General features: G+C 67.1%; 19 protein-coding genes. 1 reads left to right on the plus strand and 18 read right to left on the minus strand.

Annotation, left to right across the window (positions count from 1 at the left end):
* Positions 1-54: 54 nt before the first annotated feature.
* Positions 55-1,122, plus strand: a complete 1,068-nt coding sequence (locus BVC93_RS31640; protein ID WP_083741669.1) for an ADP-ribosylglycohydrolase family protein — start codon at positions 55-57, stop codon at positions 1,120-1,122.
* Positions 1,123-1,132: 10 nt separating this feature from the next.
* Here BVC93_RS31640 and BVC93_RS31645 read toward each other — a convergent pair whose 3' ends face one another.
* From BVC93_RS31645 to BVC93_RS31740, 18 genes are all read right to left on the minus strand, one after another.
* On the minus strand, positions 1,133-1,411 hold the full coding sequence (locus tag BVC93_RS31645; protein ID WP_157517355.1) for a hypothetical protein: 279 nt from the start codon (positions 1,409-1,411) through the stop codon (positions 1,133-1,135).
* A gap of 138 nt (positions 1,412-1,549) precedes the next feature.
* Complete coding sequence (locus tag BVC93_RS31650; RefSeq protein ID WP_083741671.1) at positions 1,550-1,858, minus strand: hypothetical protein; 309 nt, start codon at positions 1,856-1,858, stop codon at positions 1,550-1,552.
* Positions 1,859-1,946: 88 nt separating this feature from the next.
* Positions 1,947-2,585: a hypothetical protein gene (locus BVC93_RS31655; RefSeq protein WP_083741672.1), complete on the minus strand. Its 639-nt coding sequence runs from the start codon at positions 2,583-2,585 to the stop codon at positions 1,947-1,949.
* Position 2,586: 1 nt separating this feature from the next.
* Positions 2,587-2,928, minus strand: coding sequence for a hypothetical protein (locus BVC93_RS31660; RefSeq protein WP_083741673.1), 342 nt, complete (start codon positions 2,926-2,928; stop codon positions 2,587-2,589).
* Positions 2,929-2,955: 27 nt separating this feature from the next.
* Entirely contained in the window at positions 2,956-5,175 is a 2,220-nt protein-coding gene (locus BVC93_RS33395) for a hypothetical protein (RefSeq protein ID WP_157517356.1), read from the minus strand.
* Positions 5,176-5,185: 10 nt separating this feature from the next.
* Complete coding sequence (locus BVC93_RS31680) at positions 5,186-5,731, minus strand: YbaB/EbfC family nucleoid-associated protein (RefSeq protein WP_157517357.1); 546 nt, start codon at positions 5,729-5,731, stop codon at positions 5,186-5,188.
* Positions 5,728-6,117: a hypothetical protein gene (locus BVC93_RS31685; RefSeq protein ID WP_083741678.1), complete on the minus strand. Its 390-nt coding sequence runs from the start codon at positions 6,115-6,117 to the stop codon at positions 5,728-5,730. The genes BVC93_RS31680 and BVC93_RS31685 overlap by 4 nt, the downstream gene beginning before the upstream one ends.
* A gap of 9 nt (positions 6,118-6,126) precedes the next feature.
* On the minus strand, positions 6,127-6,303 hold the full coding sequence (locus BVC93_RS33400) for a hypothetical protein (protein WP_157517358.1): 177 nt from the start codon (positions 6,301-6,303) through the stop codon (positions 6,127-6,129).
* Entirely contained in the window at positions 6,300-6,728 is a 429-nt protein-coding gene (locus BVC93_RS31690; protein ID WP_083741679.1) for a hypothetical protein, read from the minus strand. The genes BVC93_RS33400 and BVC93_RS31690 overlap by 4 nt, the downstream gene beginning before the upstream one ends.
* Positions 6,729-6,754: 26 nt before the next feature.
* On the minus strand, positions 6,755-7,552 hold the full coding sequence (locus BVC93_RS31695) for a type VII secretion target (protein WP_083741680.1): 798 nt from the start codon (positions 7,550-7,552) through the stop codon (positions 6,755-6,757).
* Positions 7,553-7,595: 43 nt separating this feature from the next.
* A complete protein-coding gene (locus BVC93_RS31700) occupies positions 7,596-9,935 on the minus strand; it encodes a hypothetical protein (protein ID WP_083741681.1) in 2,340 nt (779 codons plus the stop codon).
* 63 nt (positions 9,936-9,998) lie between these two features.
* Positions 9,999-11,120 (minus strand): hypothetical protein, encoded by a 1,122-nt coding sequence (locus tag BVC93_RS33405; protein WP_157517359.1) that lies wholly within the window; start codon positions 11,118-11,120, stop codon positions 9,999-10,001.
* Complete coding sequence (locus BVC93_RS31715; protein WP_157517360.1) at positions 11,121-11,456, minus strand: hypothetical protein; 336 nt, start codon at positions 11,454-11,456, stop codon at positions 11,121-11,123. It lies immediately after the preceding gene.
* Between the two features lie 110 nt (positions 11,457-11,566).
* Positions 11,567-13,918, minus strand: coding sequence for an FtsK/SpoIIIE domain-containing protein (locus BVC93_RS31720; RefSeq protein WP_083741685.1), 2,352 nt, complete (start codon positions 13,916-13,918; stop codon positions 11,567-11,569).
* 1 nt (position 13,919) lies between these two features.
* Positions 13,920-15,308, minus strand: a complete 1,389-nt coding sequence (locus BVC93_RS31725) for a DUF4226 domain-containing protein (protein ID WP_083741686.1) — start codon at positions 15,306-15,308, stop codon at positions 13,920-13,922.
* Complete coding sequence (locus BVC93_RS34515) at positions 15,305-16,297, minus strand: NlpC/P60 family protein (protein ID WP_083741687.1); 993 nt, start codon at positions 16,295-16,297, stop codon at positions 15,305-15,307. The genes BVC93_RS31725 and BVC93_RS34515 overlap by 4 nt, the downstream gene beginning before the upstream one ends.
* Complete coding sequence (locus BVC93_RS31735) at positions 16,290-18,509, minus strand: hypothetical protein (protein ID WP_083741688.1); 2,220 nt, start codon at positions 18,507-18,509, stop codon at positions 16,290-16,292. Before BVC93_RS31735 ends, BVC93_RS34515 begins: the two co-directional genes overlap by 8 nt.
* Positions 18,509-20,215: an ATP-binding protein gene (locus BVC93_RS31740; RefSeq protein WP_083741689.1), complete on the minus strand. Its 1,707-nt coding sequence runs from the start codon at positions 20,213-20,215 to the stop codon at positions 18,509-18,511. The genes BVC93_RS31735 and BVC93_RS31740 overlap by 1 nt, the downstream gene beginning before the upstream one ends.
* Between the last annotated feature and the right edge of the window lie 24 nt (positions 20,216-20,239).

A 20,239-nucleotide genomic window follows, 5' to 3' on the forward strand; every position in this document is an offset into this window, starting at 1 on the left:
TACATGGGTGCCGCAAATGTGTATAGTGGTTTACATCCGAAGGGGAGGCGCACCATGATGAGACGAACTGCCACTCAGGCCCGTTACCGCAACGCCCTGATCGGCCTGGCCGCCGGCGATGCGTGGGGCTACCAGGTCGAGTTCCGCAAGTACGCTCAGATGCCCGCCTACCCGGTGCCGGCGCCCAAGAAGATCTGGAAGATCTCCGACGACACCCAGATGACCCTGGCCCTGCACGATGCCCTTGTCGACGCCTCCGGCCAGCTCGACGACGTCGACGTCCTCACCAAGGCGATCACCGCACGCTTCCTGGAGTGGCAGGTCGACCGCGACAACAACCGCGCGCCCGGAGCGACCTGCATGGGGTCGTTGCGGCAGCTGCGCGCCGGCGCTCGGTGGCATGACGCCGATGGCGCTCGGGTCAGTGCCGGTTGCGGTGCGGTGATGCGCCTGGCTCCCGCGGCGCTGTGCCCGGACGAGGTGTGGCTGGGGGTCACCGCGCTGCAGGCTGCGCTCACTCACAAGCACCCGCTGGCGATCGCCTCCGCCCTGGTGCTCAGCGACGCGATCCGCTCTGCCACCTCAGTGCGCGGGCACTTCCTCGAACACGCGATCAGTGCCGCGATGTCGGTGCTCTCCGGGCAGAGCCCGTGGCTGCGCGACGAGTTCCTGCTGCGCGTCCTCTCCCCCATGACCGCCGACGTGCCGGGCATGCTCGCCGCGGGCGTCAAGGAGATCCTCCTCGACGCACTGCTGGATGCCTTCACCGTCAAGCAGGAGCTGTTCACGCTCACTCCGGAGGACTACGGCGATCCGTGCATCGGTATCGGCGAGGGGTGGGAGTCGGGTTCAGCGACAGCGATCGCGCTCCTGGTCGCCGACATGGCCACCGCGTCCGGCCGCGGGCGCGCTCCCCTCAATGGCCGCGAAGCGCTCGCATGGGCGTCAACCAGCAACGGGGATTCCGATTCGATTGCCAGCATCGCCGGCGCAGTCATCGGGGCCGCCCACACCGGTGATCGCTACTGGGCCGGGGTCAAGCTCAACCCGCGGTTCGAGCCGCGGTATGCCAAGGCGCTGCGCAATGCCCCGTCGGCGGCCCGAGGGTTCCTGGCTGCATGACACAGCCCGATCAGATGCTGCGGCCCACCAGGATCCATGGGAGCAGGGCTCCGAAAGAGACGCCGGCGACGATGATGAAGACGGCGCCTGCCGGGACGGCTTTCGGGAAAGCGCGGAAGCCAGCGCCGGCGATGAACGTGAGCACGACGGCCAAGCCCAGCATTCCGTAGGCGGCCTGCGTCACCGACATCGGCTGGGCCGGTGCACTGAGCTGGGCGTCCAGGCGCGGTGCGGCCCAGAAGGCGAGAGCCGTCGAGCCCACCAGCATCACAAGGGCCGCAGAGGTCATCCAAACCTTGAGCGTGTGCATTCTCGTCATGGTTCGTCCGTTGCCTTTCGTATGAGGTGGCGAGGAAATCCTCGTCCTAGTTGGCTAGTACCTCAACGCCCGGCCTTTTCCGTCACCCATGAAACGACGGCACTGGATCTACCCGAGAGGTGCGGACAGCAGTGCAGCCAAGAGAACGATGAAAGTGATGGCGCACAGCGCAATCAGGACTGCTCGCGTGGTCCGACGCATTCTGGTGTCCTCGGCGACGGCCTGCTCCGGACTCATACCGCTGTCGATTTTCGGGAGCAGTTCTGCCAGTCGGGCGACGTGAGTCTCTGCGGCGGTGGGGCGTGCACCCGCGTGGAGCTGCTGCAGCCTTTTCGGGGTTACGACAAATCCGAGTTGCTCAAGCCGGCGGCTTCGACGCAGAGCGTCCTCGTCACTGAGAGCGCCGATTCCGATCACCCTAACCCCCTCACGTGAGCAGCGATTTCCGCCGAGTGGACCCGGGCGGTATTCGACCCATTCTCGCAGCCGACTCTGACACCGGGCGTCAGCTCATGTCCCAGTCGGTGCCCCAGGTTTTCGACAAGAAGAGGTTGATGGCGCCGATGGTGGAGCAGTAGATGACGCCGGGGCGGCGGGGGTCTTCGGAGATGACGGTGCCGACGACGTGGACGCCCTTGCTGCCGGGCTTGAGGCGCTCGTAGATCGGCGCTCCGCTGTCGCCGTGATCGGCCGGCATTTGGACGGCGAACTTCTTGTCGTCGACGGAAAGCACTGTGCCGCAAGTTTCTTGAGTCGTCGCCCCGTATTTACAGACTTTGGATCCTTCGTTGGGCACCCACGGATCCAGGAGTGGCTCGCGAGACATCAGGCTGTACTCGCTGGGGATGTTGGAGTACAGGCGGATGGCGATCAGGTCGGTGGTGGGGTCGTGGATCTCCGGTATGAACTGGCCGATCTGGATGTTGCCCAGGCTGACTTCGGTGATGCCGTTCTTGTAGCAGTGGCCGGCCGTGTAGACGATGTTGGGCATCTTGGGGTCCGGGAAACTTACTGTGCACCAACGTCCGCCGCTGGTGATCATGAAGCCGGCGGTGATGGCCAGTGCGCCGGCCGGTGCCGCGGCGCTCAGCGCGGTGATGATGGCCAGCGTCACCGCGACCAGGACTGTCAGTAGGCGGCGCATGTCAGTACTTCAGGGTTTCGCGTTTGTATTGTTCGTACTGCTCGGCGGTGGGGGCGTCGGGCAGTACTTCGTAGGCCGAGGGTGGCACGGTGGTGCCGTTGGCTGCGGCGTTGGCTTCCATGCGTTCGCGCACGCCCAGGCGGCCACGCATCGAGGCGACGCCGGCTACGGCCAGGATCTCGCGAACCAGGTTACGTTCGTTGCCTTTTCGGACGTTCTCGTGCAGGAAGAGGCCGGTGACTGCGCCGCCGGGGGCGGTGGAGACGCCGATGGTGCGGTTGCGGTTGAAGACCTCGTAGCGGTCGGGGAGCTGCAGCCGCGGGGAGTCGGGTGCTGATGTCATCGGGTCTCCTTGGTGTGGCGGTTGGGGTCAGGAAGCGCGGGCGGCGGAGAGCAGCTGGCGCAGTTGGGGGTGTGTGGGGACGGGGATCGCGTGCTTGAGATCCCAGATCAGTTCTTTGCGGTCGTGGTCGGCCACGGACTCGGCGGCGATCAGCCAGAGGTCTTCGCGTTGTGCGTAAACGCGAAGGCCCAGTCGCGCTGTCTGGTAGGCCGCCGCGCGGGCGCCGGTGGCGTGTTGGCGCTGGGCCAGTTCGGCCGCGGCGGTGCTGCAGCGGTCGATGAGTTCGTCCTTGAGCAGCTCCACGGAGCGCCAGGAGTACTCCTCTTCGGGGACGTCCTCGAACGGTCTGCCGCGGATGAGCTTCACCGCGGCGGCCAGGGCCTCCGTGGTGGCGCTTTCGGGGGCGTTGCCGACGAGTCGGTTGAATTCCTTCCAGTCGCAGAACATGTCGACGACGAGGAGTCCGCGCATGTCGCTGCGGATGGGGTCGTGGCCGCCCATCATCTTGCGGATCTGGGTGCGTAACTGCCGGCGATTCTGCGGGGTGACTTGGAGGATGGTCTCGCCCCACTCGTTGAGGGTGACGCCGTTGGAGGTGGCCACCGCCATCAGCGCCTTGACCGGCTTGCGGACTCCTTGGCGGGTGACCGCTGAGTGCCGGGTGGGCTCGTTGGTGTCGGGGTCGACGCCCAGCGCGTACACCGGGCCGAGCACGTAGAGGCCGGGCTCGGTGGGTTCTTCGGCGGGCCGGCCGGGAAGCAGCGGGGTGTCCTCGGCGCCGGTGTCGTGGTCTTCGGCGGTGGCGACCAGTGATGCGGGAATGCCCGGAGTCAGCAGTGGCGGCGTGACGACGGGCGCCGGCGGACCCGGCTGGACCGCGGCCGCGGCGTCCTCGTCGACCACCACAGCTGGGGACGTGTCATTTCCGCTGGTAGGCGCGTCGATGCCGCTGACAGCCGGAGGCGCCGCCGGTTCGAGGCCGGGGTCGGCTGCTCCGGCAACGGCATCGACATCCTCGGCGCCGGCGGCGGCGTCGACGTCATCGCCTTCCGCACCACCGGGAGTCAGCAGTGGTGGCGTGACGACGGGCGCCGGCGGACCCGGCTGGACCGCGGCCGCGGCGGCCTCGTCGACCGCCACCGCTGGGGACGTGTCATTTCCGCTGGTAGGCGCGTCGATGCCGCCGACAGCCGGAGGAGCCGCCGGTTCGAGGCTGTCTTGGGCAGCCGGTTCGAGATCCTGGGCGCCGGCAGCCACCGGGGCGTCGGCCGCGACATCGGGGGACGTGTCATTGTCGCTGGTTGTGGCGTTGTGGCCGTCGGAGGCTGCAGCTGGCGACGGTGTCGGCACTGGCCCGAGGGACATGTCATCAGCGCTGGTCAGGGGTGCCCAGGGCGGCAGCTCGTGCTGGTGCTCGTCGAGTGGCTGCGGCGAGACGGATGGGCCCGGGCGGCCGAGGACCTGGACGGGGCGATCCGCGGCGGCGAGCGCGGGTCCCCCTCGTTCTGCGTGCAGGAGGGCCTGCGGCGTGGGGGTCGCAGGCGCAGGCACCAGCACGGTCTTGAGGTGCTCCCACCGGTCGTCGGCGATCTCCATGCGTCGCCAGACCGGCCAGTACCGGTTGGCCAGGTAGATGCCGGCGACGGTCTCGTTGCACAGGACGACGTTGGCGGCGTCGGCCGCCTGCGAGGACACCGTGATGGGATGTGGCTGCCCTGGGGCGGGGGCACTGGTGTGGTGGGTGCTCAAGATCAGCGACGTGCCCGCCGGGGCCGCGCCCGGGTCCTCGATCAGTGCCAGACGCTCGGCGCCGGCCATAGCCAGGGCCGGATCGGTGACCGCTACTTCGGCGGTGGGGGTCTTGGACAGAACCTGGATCAGCCAGGACCGCATCATCAGGATCGGGTTGTCACCTTCGATGCCGAGGTAGTCGGCTGCGGCGAGGTTCACCACGAGAACTTGGTTACGGGAGGTGATGCCGGCGACCACGTGGTGCGACGCTGATGTGCTGCTGGGCAGCAAGCTGGAACGCAGCGGGTGTGACCACCCCTCTGGGGCCGACGTCCACTCTTGTCCCTGGGGCTGGGCCTCGGGATCGACGGGGTAGGCGGTGATCGTCGCGGCATCGATGGCGGCGGCCACCACGCCGGTGGGGCCGAAGTCCTCCGTCAGCAACTGTGCGACGTTCTTCAGGGCCCCGTTTCCAGCAAGCAGCCACCGGGTCAGCTTGGCGGCTTGCTCGTTCACACGGGTGAGTCTATCGAGATTGACGGGCTGATCCGGGCGCCGCAAGGCCCCCAATTGCCTTGGTTGCCACGGGTTCGAACTCCGGGATCTGGCTGGCGCGGCGAAAGACGTCCTCGGCCTGCTTAGCCGCTTCCTGACCCGCCGTTGTCACTAGGCGGGTGACCTCCCCGGCGATCTCGGCGGCGGTTCTGCGCGCAAGAATTCCGGGTTCGAGCCGGAGGTCAATGAGCTGCCCGCTCAGGTCTACTTTGACGGCTACCTCTCCGTCGGCGGAGGACTGCTCTACCGCAATGGTTTTCATCTGCACGACGGACTTGTGGAGGTGTTGGGCGACCTCCTCGAGATGCAGTTTGGAGTCCACGGTGAGCGCGTCAGTGGCGAGGGTCTGCGAGGCTTCTTTGAGACGCTTCCAGTGTTCGACCTGTTGGACGATCTGGTCGGGATCTGTCTCGTTGCGGAGCCGGTCCTCCACCCGTGCAGTGTTTTCAGATACGCGGACCGTGATCCCATGTAATCGAGTGGCGAGGTCCTTCAACCCAGCTGTTGACTCGCTCATACCCGCAGCTTATCTGCCTGCGCTTTTGGGGCGGGTTCAGTGGTATCGCCACTCCCATGGGCTGCCACTACGGCGTCGAAATCTGGAAGTTCGTGGGCGGCCCGGAAGAGTTCGGCGACCTGATCGGCGTTCTGCTGTCCGGCGGTGGTGACGAGTCGGGTGATCTCCTTGGCGATCTCGGCTGCCGTCTTGCTGTCGAGGATCCCCGGTTTGAGCCATAAGTCTGCGAGTTGGCCGTTCATGTCGACCTTGACGGCGATGTCTTTGTCCTCTGAAATGCCCTCTGCAGCCAGTGCTCTCATCTTCTCGATGGTGCTGAGGAGATGGTCGTGGACCGTGTCTGCGTACAGCAGTGTGTTCTTCACATCGGGGTGGATGACGGCCATGGTTGATTCCTACACGATTTTCGGAGGGATGAAGGCTGCGGCGTTGATCTCTTCAGTGGCCTTGGTGGAGGCGATCGAGGCGCGCAGCGCTGTGGAGGTCTGGACGTTGTGCTCGGCGAACGTCGTTCCGGCGATCTGCTTGCTGGCCATGAACTCGCGGATCTTGAGGTAGGTCCCGTAGTTCACCTTGCCGTGGGTGGCCAGGTAGCGCTCGGGAAGTCGGGGTCACCAGAGGCCCAATCGGCGATCTCTTGGGCGTTGAGGTCGTGCTCCTTGGCGAACTTTTCCAGTTCGGCGTAGTTGACCTGGAAGGGGGCTCCCGCCCCGCCGGGGGAGCCTGCGGGGCCGGTGGTGTTGCTGACCGGCGCCAGGCCGCCGCCCACGCTGGGGCCGGGGCCGGCGCCTTCGATGGGGTCGAGTTCCTGGATGTAGCGCGTCAGCCCGTCATCGCCGATCTCCCAGTGGTAGTCACCGGTGCCGCTGGTGTTGCTGATCAGCTGGGCGGGGACTGGGCCGATCGCGCCGGGCCCGGCGGCCGCCCCGCCGGGGTCGATGGGTTCCCAATCGTCTTGCCAGCCGGGCCCCTCGAACCAATCGTTGTTGTCAGACATCGTGATTCACATCCTTCTTGAAGGTCTTAGACCTGGGTGGTCGGCGAGCGGAAGGCCGCGGCGGAGGATTCGTCGGTGGATTGGGTCGACTCGATGGAGGTGCGTAGGCCCACCGCGGTGTCACTGTTGCGCTGCGCGTAGGCGCCCGCCTCTGCTTGGCGGCTGTCGTTGAACTTCTTCACGTTCAGGTAGGTGGCGTAGGCGATCTTGCCGTGAGTCGCCAGGAGCCGATCGGCGAAGTCCTGCTCGGCGTTGGCCCACTGCGCTACCTGCTCGGCCTGCTGGTCGTGGTTGTTGGCCAGGCCTTCGAGTTGGCGGTAGTTGACATGGAACACGTCGTTGCTTGTGCCGCCGCTTTGATCGGCTTCGGGGTCGGTGGTCGTGTCGCTGGCCGGTCGCGCCGATTTGGCCACGGTGTCCGGGCCGGGGACCCATACACCGGAGTCGCCGAGGGGGACGTAGCCGGGCGGGACGGCGCGGCCGTCGCCGGGGAAGCGGATGTCCTGGATCTGTACGGGCTTCTCCCCCGCCGGCGGGGTGTAGGAGCCGGGGCGCATCTCGTTGGAGCGTGGGTGTGGGATCCACACGCCGGTGTCGCGGCCGAGTTCCATCATGCCCTGGGGGCCGAGTTCACCTGGTGGGCGGACCTGGATATCGCTGGCGTACAGGGGCATTCGGACGTTGTTGTCGTTGACGATGCCGGGTTTCAACTCATTGGCACCGGGGTCGGGGATCCAGACTCCTGGCACCAGCTCCTGGTAGTTCGATGGACCGAGTTGGTCTGGTCCGATGTCGACCAGATCGGCGATGTCGAATGTCGTCATGGCTTAGGCCTTCCTGGTGGGATGTTCGGTGGTCATCGCGTGGCTACTCCAGCCCTGCTGCGATGCGTTCGCTCTTGGTGGAGCGCGCCGCGGGCGGCGGTGCGTCGTCCTCGAACGGTGAGGGCGGCGCGGGTTGGGGCACGGTGGCGCTGGGCTGCGGTGCAGGGGCCTGCGGGGCGGCGGGTGCGCCCGCTGGGCCGGGCCCGGACAGCGGGACGCTGTCCGGTGGCGGCTCGGCCGGCACGGACGTCGGCGGTGGGCTGGGCGGCGTCGGTGCTGGCGGTGTCCGGTCGTTGTCGGCCGGCGGTGGGGGTGTCGGCTGCCCGGGCGGTGACGGCGGGGCCTGCGGGTCGGTCAGCGGCGGTGCCGAGGTGTGTGTGGACAGCGTCGGGTCGGTCTCGGTGGGGCGGAAGACGCCTTCGAATCCCTTCTGGTCCTTGAAGACCTCGGCCAGGGTGTGGGTGACGCCGGGCTCGTTGGGGTCGGCGACAAGCCCTGGGGCGACCGCAACCATGGTCTTGTCCTGCCACTTCAGCACGTCCCCGGGCTGCATATCGGAGGGGTCGACTTTGGCGCCCAGGTTCTTGCCGTCTCCGGGTAGGTCCAGCCCGGTGGGGCTGTATGCCTTCTGGGCTGCGTCGCCGCCTGGCGAGGCGTTGTCGATGGCGTTCTGGGCCGCGTCGGCGGCCTGCTTGTTCGGTGCCTCGATGACCTTGCCGTCGGGCAGTGTCACGGTGGGCTTGGCGCCGGTCGTCGTCGAGTTGCCCGCTGGGGTGGCTGCGGGTTCCTTGGCCGGGCCGGGCTGGCCTGGCGTGCCAGCTGCCACTGCGGCCGGATCCGCGGGCGCGGCGGCGGGGCTGGTCGCTGGTGGCGGCGGTGCGTTCTGCGGTCCGGGATTCAGGGGCGTGATCGCCGGCTTCTTGTCCTCGCCCTTGCCGTCGTTGTCGGACAGCTTGGACAGCGGCTTCACCGCATCGGACAGGGACGACAACGGGTTCCCTCCGCCACCCATCGGGCTGCCGCCACCGCCACCCAGAGGGTTCATCCCGCCCAGAGCGCCCAAGGGGTTGCCTCCCATGGGCATTCCACCACCGAACGGTGATCCGCCCATGCCTCCGAGGAGATCCTTGAGGTCCTTGTTCTCGTCGGTGGGTGGGGCTGCCAGTGCGGCGTCTGCCGGCGGCATCGCCGCTGCCGGAGCGGGAGGTGTCATCGGTGATCCGGGTCCCCCGGAGGGGTTGGACGGCACGTTCTGCTGTGTGTTGGCCGCGCTTTCGACCTTGGATTTGACGGTGTCGAGCATGGTGGACTCGGCCTGCAACAGCCCGTCCCAGTCGCCTTCGTCGAGTGACTTCGCGGTGGTGTTGAACGTGGCGATCGCATTGTTGATCGCATCGCGGCCGGCTTTGGTGACGTTGGCCGAGGTCTGCACGGCATCTTTGAATGCCTGTGCCGCGGAGTCGAATTGCGACTCGATGCGCTTGAAGTCGCCCTTGACGGTGTCGTAGGCGTCGATCCCGGACTTCTCGCCGGTGTCGGTGCTGAACGGGAACTCCGGCAGCTCGCTGGTGGCGGGTGACCCGCTACCGAACAGTTCGTAGAGCCGGACGACGACACCGGTCATCTGATTGGGCACATCGGGGTCGACCTCGGTCGCCCACTCGGGGTACTCCGGCGCCGTCATGCCATCGGGCACGCTCACCTGGGTGCTCTGCAGCGGCGCGCCGGAGCCTGGGGCGGGCGGCTGCCCCGGAGCTTGACCCGGCTGCGGGAAGGGCGTCCCCGCGAAGTACTTCTCCTTGCTGATCGGCTGGCCGGTCTTGTCGAAGTACTTGTTCTGCCCTGTGGCGGGGTCGATTTCGTAGTAGTCGCCGTTGGTGTTCAACGGGGTGGCCACACCACCTGCCTCATGCCAGCCGGGGCTGCCCGGAAAGTTGGACGGCTGCGGATTCAGCGCACCGACCTGGTTTCCACGCGCATCGATCGGCGCGTACTTGCCGTCGGCCATTCTTCGGTAGCCCGCCGGAGCGAAGGGCTGCCCGGTCGGTTGGAAGTTCTGGTCGGCTTTGGTGAAGGTGCCGTCTCCGTTGTTGATCCAGTTCTGGTTGCTCGCGCTGTCGCGGTAGGCCAGCGTGCCGTCAGAGGGCACCCGCGTGCCGTCGCCGAAGACGAGGTAGCGATCTTCCCCGTTGTCATCTGTGTTGTAGCGAATGTTGGGGTCGCCGTAAGCAGCTTGGGCATCGGTCAGGTTGGTGGTCCAGTAAAGGTCTTCTTTGTCGATGACGAAGTCTTGACCGGGGACCTCCCAGCCGCCGTTCGGGGTGAAGCGGAACCCGTCGGTCGGCTCCCACGTCGTCTGCCCGTCGAACTTGTTGCCAGTCATGGTGTCCTCGTACCTCCGGGTGTGGTGGAGCGGTCGTCGCGGGAATGGTTGGTGGGCTGCGTGTTACAGGGCATAGGTCTCTTGTCCTGACGGGTAGCCGCCGCCGCTGGTGGCGATGTGGACGTGGTCCATGTGGTTCTGGGTGTAGTCATTCTTGTCCTGCATGCCGCGTGGGGGGCTGTTCTGCAGGTACATGGTTTGTCGCCAGATTGCGTGGTCGAGACCGTATTTGGAGGCGTGCTGCATCGCGAAGGCGAGCACGCGGTCCCCCAGCGCCTTACCCTCGGCGGTGTTGGAGTTCGGGATCATCACGTCGATCGCCAGACCGTTGGGGTGCCACTTCAGCGAGTCGGCGCGCACTCCCCCGATGTCTCCGATTTCCGGGAAGGCCGCACTGATGGCGCGAGAGATCAGGATTGTGTTGCGCTGCAAACCTTTTTCTGGCCCAACCCCCGGTGGCAGGGCACCCTCGGGTGTGGCGCGAGCGGCCAGGAGGGTTCCGGGTTCGCCCTTTCCGCCCTTGCCGCCGGAGAGTCCCGACATCATGCTTGCCGGGGCGGAGGCTAGCCCGGACAGCGCGCTGAGCGGGCTGCCGCCACTGCCGCCGCCGGAGCCGCCGCCTGACCCGCCACCCATTCCACCACCGGAGCCACCGCCCATGCCGCCGCCGCCCATGCCGGACGCTGCGGCTTTGGCCTGCTGGTAGTACTTCTGGGCGAGCTGGTCGACGAGCACGCGGCGCATGTCGGCCGGCGGCATCTGCGCGCGGACGGCGCCGCTGCCGCCGGCGAGGGCGTCGGCTTTGTTCTGCAACGAGGCCATGGCACCCATCGGGGTGTTCTCGACTGGGGCCAGGGCATCGTCACGGTTGACGTACTGGTTGGTGGTGTTGTCGATGTCTTCGCGTCCGGCGGTGACGTTGGTGGCTGACTCGTCGACGACGGGGACTAGGGAGGGATCGATTTCTGCCAACGCGGCGCTGATCTCGGATTGACTTTTGCGGGAGGTCACCATCTTCTCGATGAAGTCGCCGAGTCCGTTGGGTAGGGTCTGCAGTCGCTTTTCGATGTCGGCGGGGATGGTCGAGGGCAGCGGCGCAGTCACGGGTGTGCCCTCTCCGAGGAGGCCTCGGAGTTGGTTGAGGATCGTCGTGATCTCGTCACGCGTTGCGCCGCCTGTCGTCATCTACAGCGAGGGCTCCTGTGCGGAACCGCCTTCGGCGCCGCTGCCTTCGCCGTTGGTCGTGGAGTCGTTGTCCGGGGTGCGTGGTTCCAGGGCGGCGTTGCGGGGCTGGCGACGCGGGATCGCGGTCCTGGGGACGCCGAGTTTGGTCAGCTCTGCAGGCTTCCAGCCGGCCTCGATGCACTCCAGGACCGCTTTTTCGATGCTGGCTTCACAGTCTTGGAGTTCGGCCTCCTTCTCGGCCTTGGCGTCGAGCAGCTCGCCGAGGCGTTGGACCGGTCCCAGGCGCGTCGACAAGAACTCGTTGGCGCGCTTGGTGAAGTCATTCTTCTTGGCCACCGGTGGAGGCTCCTTCCGTGATGTTTCCATTATTGGCGATACTTGGTCGTTATTCCCACGTCAACGCGGGTTTTCTTGAGGGTTGGATTTGCCGAGGTCGGCCGGGGTCGTCATAGGGCCGCCAGATGGGTTTCGGCCAGGTCGCGGACCTCGACGAGTGCGTCGCTGGATACCTCGGTCTCTTCTCGCTCACCGTTGTAGAGGTCGCGCAGGATGAGCACCGTGGTGTCTGGGGTCTCCCCGGGGCCAGGTTCTTCGTCCAGGATCGCCCAGTCGCCGGTCTCGGGGTGGCACAGGTAGTCGCCGACGTCGAGGTCGACGACTTCGACGCGGCGGATCTCGCCGTCAGGCTGGTCGTAGGCCGAGACGAGTTCCTGGGCCGATGCGGGGGTGACGGGGCGGGGACCGCCGGGAGCGGTACCGAAGATGGACTCGACGCCGCGGTCATGGAAGTCCAGCCACCCAGGTGGTGCGTAGTCGGCTGCGTGCGGATCGAACTGCGGGTAGTCGGCGGCCTTGAGCAGCGGCAGGCTCAGGTACTCGCCGAAGTCCTCGACGCCGTCGTTGGGATCCCAATCGGGCGGCATGACGATGCCCCGCTCGTAGAGCGAGGATGGCGGGCGCAGCTCGTCGAGGATCTGGCGCTCGTCGTCGTCGGCAGGATCTGAGGGGTCGGGGACGTAGAACGCTTGGACTTCGGTGGGCCATCCCGCGCTGTTGAGCGAGGTGCCGCGGCCGCGCACGCCGATGGGGACGGTGCGGCCGGCGTTGGCGTCGTTGTGGATCATCATCGCCGCCTGAGTGGAGAGCTTGCCCAGCGACAGGCGCTGGGTGAAGTTGTCCTTGGCTTCGCCCTTGAGGAAGTCGGCGTCGGCGCGCTGCAGGGCGGCCACACAGTGGAAGCGGCTGGTGCGGCCGAGGCGCAGCAGTGAGGAGAACTGCCGCAGTGTGGGGCAGTCTCGGGCGCCCTTCTTCTCCTTGTGGTTGGCGTAGAAGTTCTTGATCGCTTCCTGGAATTCGGTGTACTCGTCGAAGATGATCATGAACGGCTCTTTGCTGGCCAGTGCGCGGCGGTCGCGTTTGTACAGGTTGTAGCGGGCCTGCATCTCCTTGTAGATGGTGTTCACCAACGCGATTGCTTCATGCGGTTCGGTGAGCACTGCCACGACGTTCGGGTAGTTGCGGTAGCTGGTGAACTCGCCGCCCTTGAAGTCGATGATGAAGATGCGAACCCCGAGCCGGGCGGCCTGGACGATGGCGTTGTGGATCGTGGCGGTCTTACCTGTGCCGGTGGGTCCCATGAGCAGCATGTGTGGGTTGACCTTGAGGTTCCACTCGATGACGTTGCCTTCCTCGTCGACTGCAAGCGGGATGGCGGCGTGATCGTATGTGGCGCAGGCTTCTTCGACGGTGGTGACAGCGGGCAGAACGGGCGGGTAGACCTTGGTGGGCAGTTCGGGGCGGATCTCGAAGACGGCGGTGCCTGCCAAGTGGTCGCAGCGGGTGGCGCGCCAGCGGCCGGGCAGCAGATCGCTGATCTTGCGGGCGATGGAGCGGATCCGGTCCGTGCCAGAGAGTTTGGCGCCGATCTGGTGGTGCACGGTGAATCGCACGATGTCGCCGCTCTCGCTGTACTGCAGGTCGGTGACCGTGGCGCCGGAGGCGAACAGCTCGGTGCTGGAGATCTGTTCTCGCAGTCCACGAACCGTGGGTGATTCGGTGTTGACGCTGGCCAAGCTGGCGGTGATGAGCTGGTCTGTCGTGGCGTAGGACAGGGTGTAGTGCGATCCGACGGCGTCGTCGAGTCTGCGGCTCAGCTCAGGCTTGAGTTCTTCTCGCCGGCCGCGGTAGGCCAGCAGCAGCGTCTTGGGCTTCTCAGGTTGGCCCTCGACTTCCTCGTCCCACTCGGTGATGGAGACGACGCGGCGGCGTGGCAGCTCGTCGTATCCGAGGTATGGGTAGAGCGCCCATTCGATTTCGTTGAGGTAGCGGGCCCGTTCGCGGCGTTCGCGCAGCTTTTCGGTGAGCAGGTCGGCCAGAGCGTAGGCGGCGATGATCCCGGCGGCCGCGGCGATGAGGTCCGGTATGAACGGGATCAGCACCAGGATCAGCAGTCCCCCGGTGAGGGCTGTGGCGGCCAGAACTGGGGCCGCTACAGGTGGGACGGGGCGGCGGTCGTCGGGGTCGTGCTGGACCGGTGCTGCCATCCGCACACCTACAAGCACCGCGGCGGCGATGCCGATCGCGATCGCCAGGAGGGCGGTGATGGTCAGCGCGGTGGGGCCGGCGCCGCCGGGGGCTCCGGGGATGCCGAACACCGGGCGGGTGGAGAAGTAGCCGTGGCGCAGCGCCCAGGAGGTGGCGGTGGCCGCGCCGCTGAACCAGAGTGCGCCCAGGACCACGGGTACGACGATGATGGCGACCAGGCCGGGATTCTGTTGCTGTGTCTCGGTTTTGGCCACGTCAGTATCCCTTCGGTGAGGCGTAGGGGTTGGCCTGTTGCACCTTCTGCATCAGGTCTGACCCGTCTGCGGAAACCGAGTATCGCGACATCATGTAGTGGATCGCCGCGGCGGCGTTGGACACCGGGTCCAAAATGTCACGTGACGTTCCGGGTCGCCAATGGCTCTCGAAGGTGGGCCGGATGGTCTGCATCCATCCCATCGACGGGGTGCCTTTCGCGGCGTTGGAGTCCCAGCCGTTCACGGCGCGAGGATTGTTGCCCGATTCACGCTCCCCCATGGTCATGAGCCCCGGTAGCCAGTTCGCGACGGCGCGAGGGTCGGTGATTCCGTTGGCGGCCAACGCTTTTATGGCCCACGCTTTCGGTCCTCCGGCTGCCAGAAGGTTCTGTTGCTCTTCGCTGTCGGGGCCGGCTGCGTTGAGGTCTTTGATGTAATCGGCCGACATCGTCTTGACGGTGTCGGCGTTGAGCGCGTCCTTGCCGACGGCGTCGGTCAGCACCGCACCTGCTTGCTGAAGTCCTTGAGCGATGGTGGTCAGGACGCCGAGCTGGCCCATGGGCGTGCTGGCGATCGGGCCCATGGACTGCAGGGCTGTCTTGACCTGGTTGATGATCTGCTCGATCTTGTCGCGGCCCAGTGTGGAGTTGGCCGCCGAATCCTCCAGTGAGGTACGGAGTTTGCGTTCCAGGTTGTCCATGGCGCGGGCCTGGTTGGCCTGCTTGTCGACGTCGGATTGATAGGCGTCCCCTGCGGATCCGGCGATGCCGGTGCTGGCGTCGGTGGAGCCGAGGCGATCGAGCACCCCTTGCGGGAATCCGCTGGAGGACGGCATGGCCGGGTTGCCTTGACCGAACTGGTTGAGGATCTGGCCGAAGGGGGCGAGTAGGCCGGATCCGATCCCCATGAGCGCGGACGGAATGCCGGCCAGCGGTTCGGCCAGCCCGGAGAGCATGCCCATCGCGTCTTCGGGGCTGATGGGGGACTTGGCGGCGGCGTCGTCGGTGGGCGCTTCGGGGGAAGCAGCAGCGTCCTCGCCGCCGTGGTCATGGTCGTGACCGGCCTCGCCGGCGGCGGGGTCTGTGGCCGTGGCGGGACCTCCGGCTGCCGCGGGTGCTGCAGCTGCCGGGGTGGTTGTCCCCGCGGGTGCGGCAGCCGGGGTCGTTGTTCCGGCAGGAGCTGCTGGGGTGGCCGGTTGGGCGGGAGCCGGCGTCGGGGTTGGCGCTGACTGTTGCTGCGGTGGTGGGGCGGCGGGGTTGCCGGGCAGGCGCGGGGTGATCGGCAGGATCGGCGGCCGGCGCTGATTGTCGCGGTTGCCGGTGTCGGGGGACGTGCCGATTCCCGGTGGCAGCGGCGGGGCCGCGGTGTCGGCGAGCTGGTCCTCGGTCACGGTGTGGGCACCTCCTGGCCGGCCCTCGTGTGTGGCCTTTTGACGATGACGTTGCCTGTGGGCAGGACACCGACGGCGATCGGTTCGTTGAGCGTGGTGGCGTCGATGCCGAGGGTGGCGGTGATGGCGATCATGACGGCGGTGGGCCCCTGGGTGGGGGTGAAGTTGAAGAAGACGAGATCGCCGGGGCTGATCGCGGAGGGGTCCACGCGATCGCCCTCGTCGATCTGGTCTGCGACGTCCGTCGGCAAGGTGACCTCTCCCCCTGTGGCCTGGTAGTAGGCGTATCTGACCAAGTTAGCTGCGGAAAACGCGTTATTCGTGGGCCCGGCGGTACTTCCGTCGGCCTCGGTGGTCAGCAGACCGACCTGGTTGTTGGCCAGGACGGCGGCTTGCTGGCCTATCTCGGTTCCGGGCGTGGTCAGGGGTGGTCCGACGACGTCTCCGGCGCGCACGGCGTCGGCGCATGCGGCGGTCTTGGCGTCGGCGGTGGCCGGCGCGGTCAGCGTGGCGTACGGATTTGCCGGGGACGTGCCATTTGCGCTGGTCGTGGCCGTCGTTGTGGTGGTGGTCGCTGTTGTCGTCGATGGCGGCGGTGTGGTCGGGGGTGTGGTGGTCGCCGGCTGCAGCTCCGTTGTCTCCCAGGTCGTGGCCGGCGCCTGGTCGTAGGGAACAGAGGTGGCAATTCGGGGCACCACGGCCAGTGCTGCGGTGTTGCCCACGGAGTAGCCCAAACGCGATTCGCACTGGTAGCTGAAGTCGCCCCGCTGGTCAGACATTCGGCTCAGCGCCGTGATTGCCGTGATGACCAGGATGAGGACCAGCAGTGCCGCGGCCGCGGCGACCGAGAGGATGACGGGCCATCCGACGGCGCCGACGACGGCGGTTCCGGCAGAGACCGCGGCCTTGCGGATGACTTGTACCGCCGCGGCGTTCGTCAGGCTGCGCAGGGCGGATCGACGAGGCGGGTCGGGGGTGGGTTCACTCATGGTTTGCCCTGCTCATCGTGCCGATCGGATGCCGGTGGCAGCGGGCGCCCGGGTCCGGTCTTGGGGGGTGCCGCTGGTGGCGGCGGGGGCGGTGTGTGGCCGGGTTGATGCTCGAAGGGCGACGGGGGCGCGGCGTTGCCGCCGGCGGGCCCGGGGTTGGCCGGGTTCGGGGCGGGGACGTGTCATCGGTGCTGGTAGCAGGCTCATTTGAGTGTGGAAGTGGTGCCGCTGAACCGGTTCTGGGTGCTGGAGGAGGCGCATTGAGCGGGTCGGCGACACCGGAGTGTGTCCCAGCCGGGGGTGCGTTGTGGCCCGGTGATGCCGACGTTGGCCCTTTGGGCTGCAGGTCGGCGTTGGTCAGCGGGGGTCGAGCTGGTGCGGGTGCGTCGTGGGAGGGCGCGGCGCTGAACGTCGATGTCGGTGGCGCGGAGCCGTTGCGCTGAACCGGAGCAGAGGGAGCGGACGAGCCGGACGCGGCTGGGTCGGCCGGCGGCACAACGGTGCTGGTCATCGTGGGTGGCGCGCTCGGGTCCCCGGTGGCCGGGGATTGCCCCATCGTGGCGGCCTTTTCCTCCTTCGCGCGCTGTTTGGCCTCTTCCCTTTCCGCTCTTTGCCTCTCGCGTTCCAGGCGGTCTTGCTCGCGTTCATAGAGGTCGGCGCCGCGATCGAGGTGTCGCACCATGGAGGTGCGTCCGCCTCGCATGAACGGGGCGACAGCGTGCAGGGCGTGGGTTGCCGACGGTGATCGTGCGGCCAGGGCGCCGCCGGCGGCTGTGGCGCCCAGGCCCAGGGCGACCACGGTGGTGTCCCGCAGGAAGCCGCCGGCTTTGTCTTGCCAGATGTTGGCGGTCTGCGACGGTGGTGGTGGGGCGGCGCCGGCGCTGTTGAGGACGCCGACGGCGACGTTCGCGCTGGAATCCTTGAGCTTCTTGGAGAGCTTGAAGACGCCCTGGATGGCGATCACCATCAGCACCAGAACGGAGAACATCGCGACGACTCCGTTGCGCTGCTGGCGGAAGACCACCGTCACGATCTCGCCGACGAAGATGGTCATGGTGATGTAGCCGAACATGGCGACGCCGGAGAACAGGACGGCGACGAAGGTGTTGACCAGTGATGCTTGGGGTCCTCCGGGGATGACGCCGACGGCGAACCCCCAGAGCAGTTTGAAGGCGTTGGCTACGGCGCGGAAGAACTCGGCGACGATGTGGAAGCCCAGGACGATGCAGAACAGGGCGAAGATTCCGATGAACATCACCATGAGGAATCCGGTCCCCAGCTGCCCGGGGGTGGGGTTGTCGGCGGCGGCCTTCATCGTCGCGGAATCGGGGGCGCCGCAGGAGGCGATGCCGTCCTTGATGTTGTCGGGTTCACCGGAGTTGACCCCTTCGCTCCAGGCGGCCGCGCAGCTGGGTGTGTTGTCGGGTTGGCCGGCGAAGTTCCAGGTCTGCAGGGGGCGGCGTACGAACGAGGTTGCCAGCGTGCCCTCCAAGCGGTCGAGGGTGTCGGCGGTTTGGGTCTTGCCGGCCACCGAGTTGGAGCCGATCCCCACGGCGGCGTCGCGGCCCATTGCCAGCGGCCCGTCGTTGGAGATCACCCAGGTGATGGGTGAGGAGACGAGTGCTCCCCCGATCAGTGCAATCACGACGGCTGCGGCAGCCTGGGATGCGGCTCGCGGCATGTTGCCGCGCAGGATGTTGACGGCGATGAAGGTGGCGGCGATGACGGCGGCGATCGCGGCGACGCCCGGCAGGATTTGGCCGGCGTAGTCCTGGGCGACTACCGCCACCGGTTGGACGAGGTCGGGTAGGAACCCGAAGCTGAGGATGTACATCAAGAAGAAGATGGCCACTCCGCCGATGGCGACGAAGAGTCCTGCTTCGGCTTCGAACAGGGTGGCCAGGACAGCCTGTGAGCCTCCGTCGAGGATGGATCCGTAGTCGGTGGAGATGGCGTAGAGCGACAGCGGGACGCCGTAGGAGTCGGTGACGCCGAGCACGTAGAGCAGGGGGCTTTGCGGGCCGATCGCGGCGTGGGCTTCGGCGGGGAAGATGAGCGCCACCAGGCACAGGCACAGCTGCAGGTAGACCGGCAGCACGGTGTAGCGGCGCAGTGTCGTGGCGTTGGACAGCGCCCAGCCACGCGCGAACAGCTGACCGAAGGCCGGCATCGCGGGGTCCCAGCCGGGCCGGAAGAAGGCGGCGGTGAGCACTAGTTCCTCACCTGCTCGGGTGTGGTGGACACCGCGAGGGCGCGGTCTTCGCGGGCGGGGCCGAAGATCTTTCCCCGTCCGATTCGGCCGCGGCCGTCGGCGATGAAGCACTCGCCGCGGCGGTTGGGGGCGACGGTTTCGTTGCGGCCTGTGGGCGGTGAGGTGTTCTCGCGGAGCTGCTTGATCAGGTAGGCGTCGCGTTCGATGTCGACGCCGAGCCACTCCAGGGTGTTGGCGGCGATCTGGGGGTTGCGCTGGCGAAACCCGAAGCGGTTGGGAATCAGGTTGTGTGCCGCGGTGACGTAGTCGGCCTTCGGGTCGTGGGAAGCCAAGATGATGCCGGCCGAGTGCTTCCTGCCATCACGGACGAACTCCTCGACGATCTGCTTGCCGACGGTGGTGGCAGTGAAGTGGTAGGCCTCGTCGACCACCAGTGCTCCGAACCGGCCGGGCTTGAGGAACTGCTCGCGGGCGAGCAGCCCGACCAGCTCGTAGAGCGTGTGGCCGAGTCGCTTGCGCCATGGCAGGTTCGCGTAGGCGTGGCCCAAGGTCAGTTCGTCGACGGTCGGCAGGGCCAGGGTGTGGGTGCGGACCACGGTGGCGGTGGCGGTCACCGGCATGGGGGGCAGGGACCGGTCGAACAGCACGGGGGCTTCCACTGCGTCCATGGCGCGCACAAGGGCGTGTTGTTCGTCGGCGTCGCGGCCGCGGCCGCGCTCGGCGTTGTGGGCGAGGTAGTCGCGGACATCGGCCAGCGAGCGCAGATTGTTCTTCCCGCGGTTCTCGGGTTGGAGCGCTTCGGCCAGCAGGACACCGGCCGCGGAGACCACCGGGATGTTGAGCAGCGGAAGGATCGTGTCGAGGGTGATGCTGCGGGCCCGGTGCGGGTCGGTGAAGATCCGCAACGGGTCCAGGGTGAACTCCGGGACGTCGAGGCTGATCAGAACCGAGCCGGGAATGGACTCCAGGAGCGCGACGTACTCCCCTCCCTGCGATCGGTCGATGACGAGGAACTGCCCCAGCAGGTCGGCGATGATGCTGATGAGGGTCTTGGTGAAGTAGCTCTTCCCGGATCCCAGCTCGCCGGCGATCGCGATGGCGGGGCTGATGTCGGAGAGCACCTTGTTGAGGAAGTTGAAGTGCAGCGGCTCGAAGAGCCCGGAGAGCAGATTGACGCCGATGACCGGGCCGGTGTCGTCGAGCAGGCGGGCGGTGGTGAAGGGGACGAAGCCAGCCCAATCGGGTGTGGAGATGACGTGCTGATAGTCGGTGTAGACGGTGTCGGCCGGGGCGCCCGGGTTGAACATCATCCACATCCGGCGCTGCCCGCCGCGCGGAGCGTCGAGGCGGATGCCGAGGCGCCGGAACTTGGCTTTGAGGGTCCCGACGCTGCGCGTGAGGTCGGCCTCGGTGGGTGCACCGACGGCGAGCACCGTGGTGAACTCGACCTCTTCGGCGTTCTCGTCGGCGGCAAGGCTTTCGTTGTAGGCGGCCAGGGTGTCGACCTTGCGTCGCAGCTCCTGGGTGTGGAAGCCGACGTCGGTGTCGCGTTCTCCGAGCTGGATACCGAGCTTGGCGAGGACCTTCTCGTTGAGCTGCATGGCGGACTCGCGGTCGCGGCGGCGTACCCGCATCGCCCAGTCGACGCTGACATCGGGGATCCCGTCGAGCACCGACAGGAACTCCGAGTGACCGGGAAAGGCCATCGCCGGGGGAAGGACAGCGGGGTC

Origin of the sequence: Mycobacterium sp. MS1601, from assembly GCF_001984215.1 — a bacterium.
GTDB lineage: Bacteria > Actinomycetota > Actinomycetes > Mycobacteriales > Mycobacteriaceae > Mycobacterium.

Coding starts and splice junctions, on each gene's coding strand:
- BVC93_RS31640 (WP_083741669.1), top strand. CDS start 55: ATGATGAGACGAACTGCCACTCAGGCCCGTTACCGCAACGCCCTGATC.
- BVC93_RS31645 (WP_157517355.1), bottom strand. CDS start 1,411: ATGACCTCTGCGGCCCTTGTGATGCTGGTGGGCTCGACGGCTCTCGCC.
- BVC93_RS31655 (WP_083741672.1), bottom strand. CDS start 2,585: ATGCGCCGCCTACTGACAGTCCTGGTCGCGGTGACGCTGGCCATCATC.
- BVC93_RS31660 (WP_083741673.1), bottom strand. CDS start 2,928: ATGACATCAGCACCCGACTCCCCGCGGCTGCAGCTCCCCGACCGCTAC.
- BVC93_RS31680 (WP_157517357.1), bottom strand. CDS start 5,731: ATGAGCGAGTCAACAGCTGGGTTGAAGGACCTCGCCACTCGATTACAT.
- BVC93_RS31685 (WP_083741678.1), bottom strand. CDS start 6,117: ATGGCCGTCATCCACCCCGATGTGAAGAACACACTGCTGTACGCAGAC.
- BVC93_RS31690 (WP_083741679.1), bottom strand. CDS start 6,728: ATGTCTGACAACAACGATTGGTTCGAGGGGCCCGGCTGGCAAGACGAT.
- BVC93_RS31695 (WP_083741680.1), bottom strand. CDS start 7,552: ATGACGACATTCGACATCGCCGATCTGGTCGACATCGGACCAGACCAA.
- BVC93_RS31700 (WP_083741681.1), bottom strand. CDS start 9,935: ATGACTGGCAACAAGTTCGACGGGCAGACGACGTGGGAGCCGACCGAC.
- BVC93_RS33405 (WP_157517359.1), bottom strand. CDS start 11,120: ATGACGACAGGCGGCGCAACGCGTGACGAGATCACGACGATCCTCAAC.
- BVC93_RS34515 (WP_083741687.1), bottom strand. CDS start 16,297: ATGAGTGAACCCACCCCCGACCCGCCTCGTCGATCCGCCCTGCGCAGC.
- BVC93_RS31740 (WP_083741689.1), bottom strand. CDS start 20,215: ATGGCCTTTCCCGGTCACTCGGAGTTCCTGTCGGTGCTCGACGGGATC.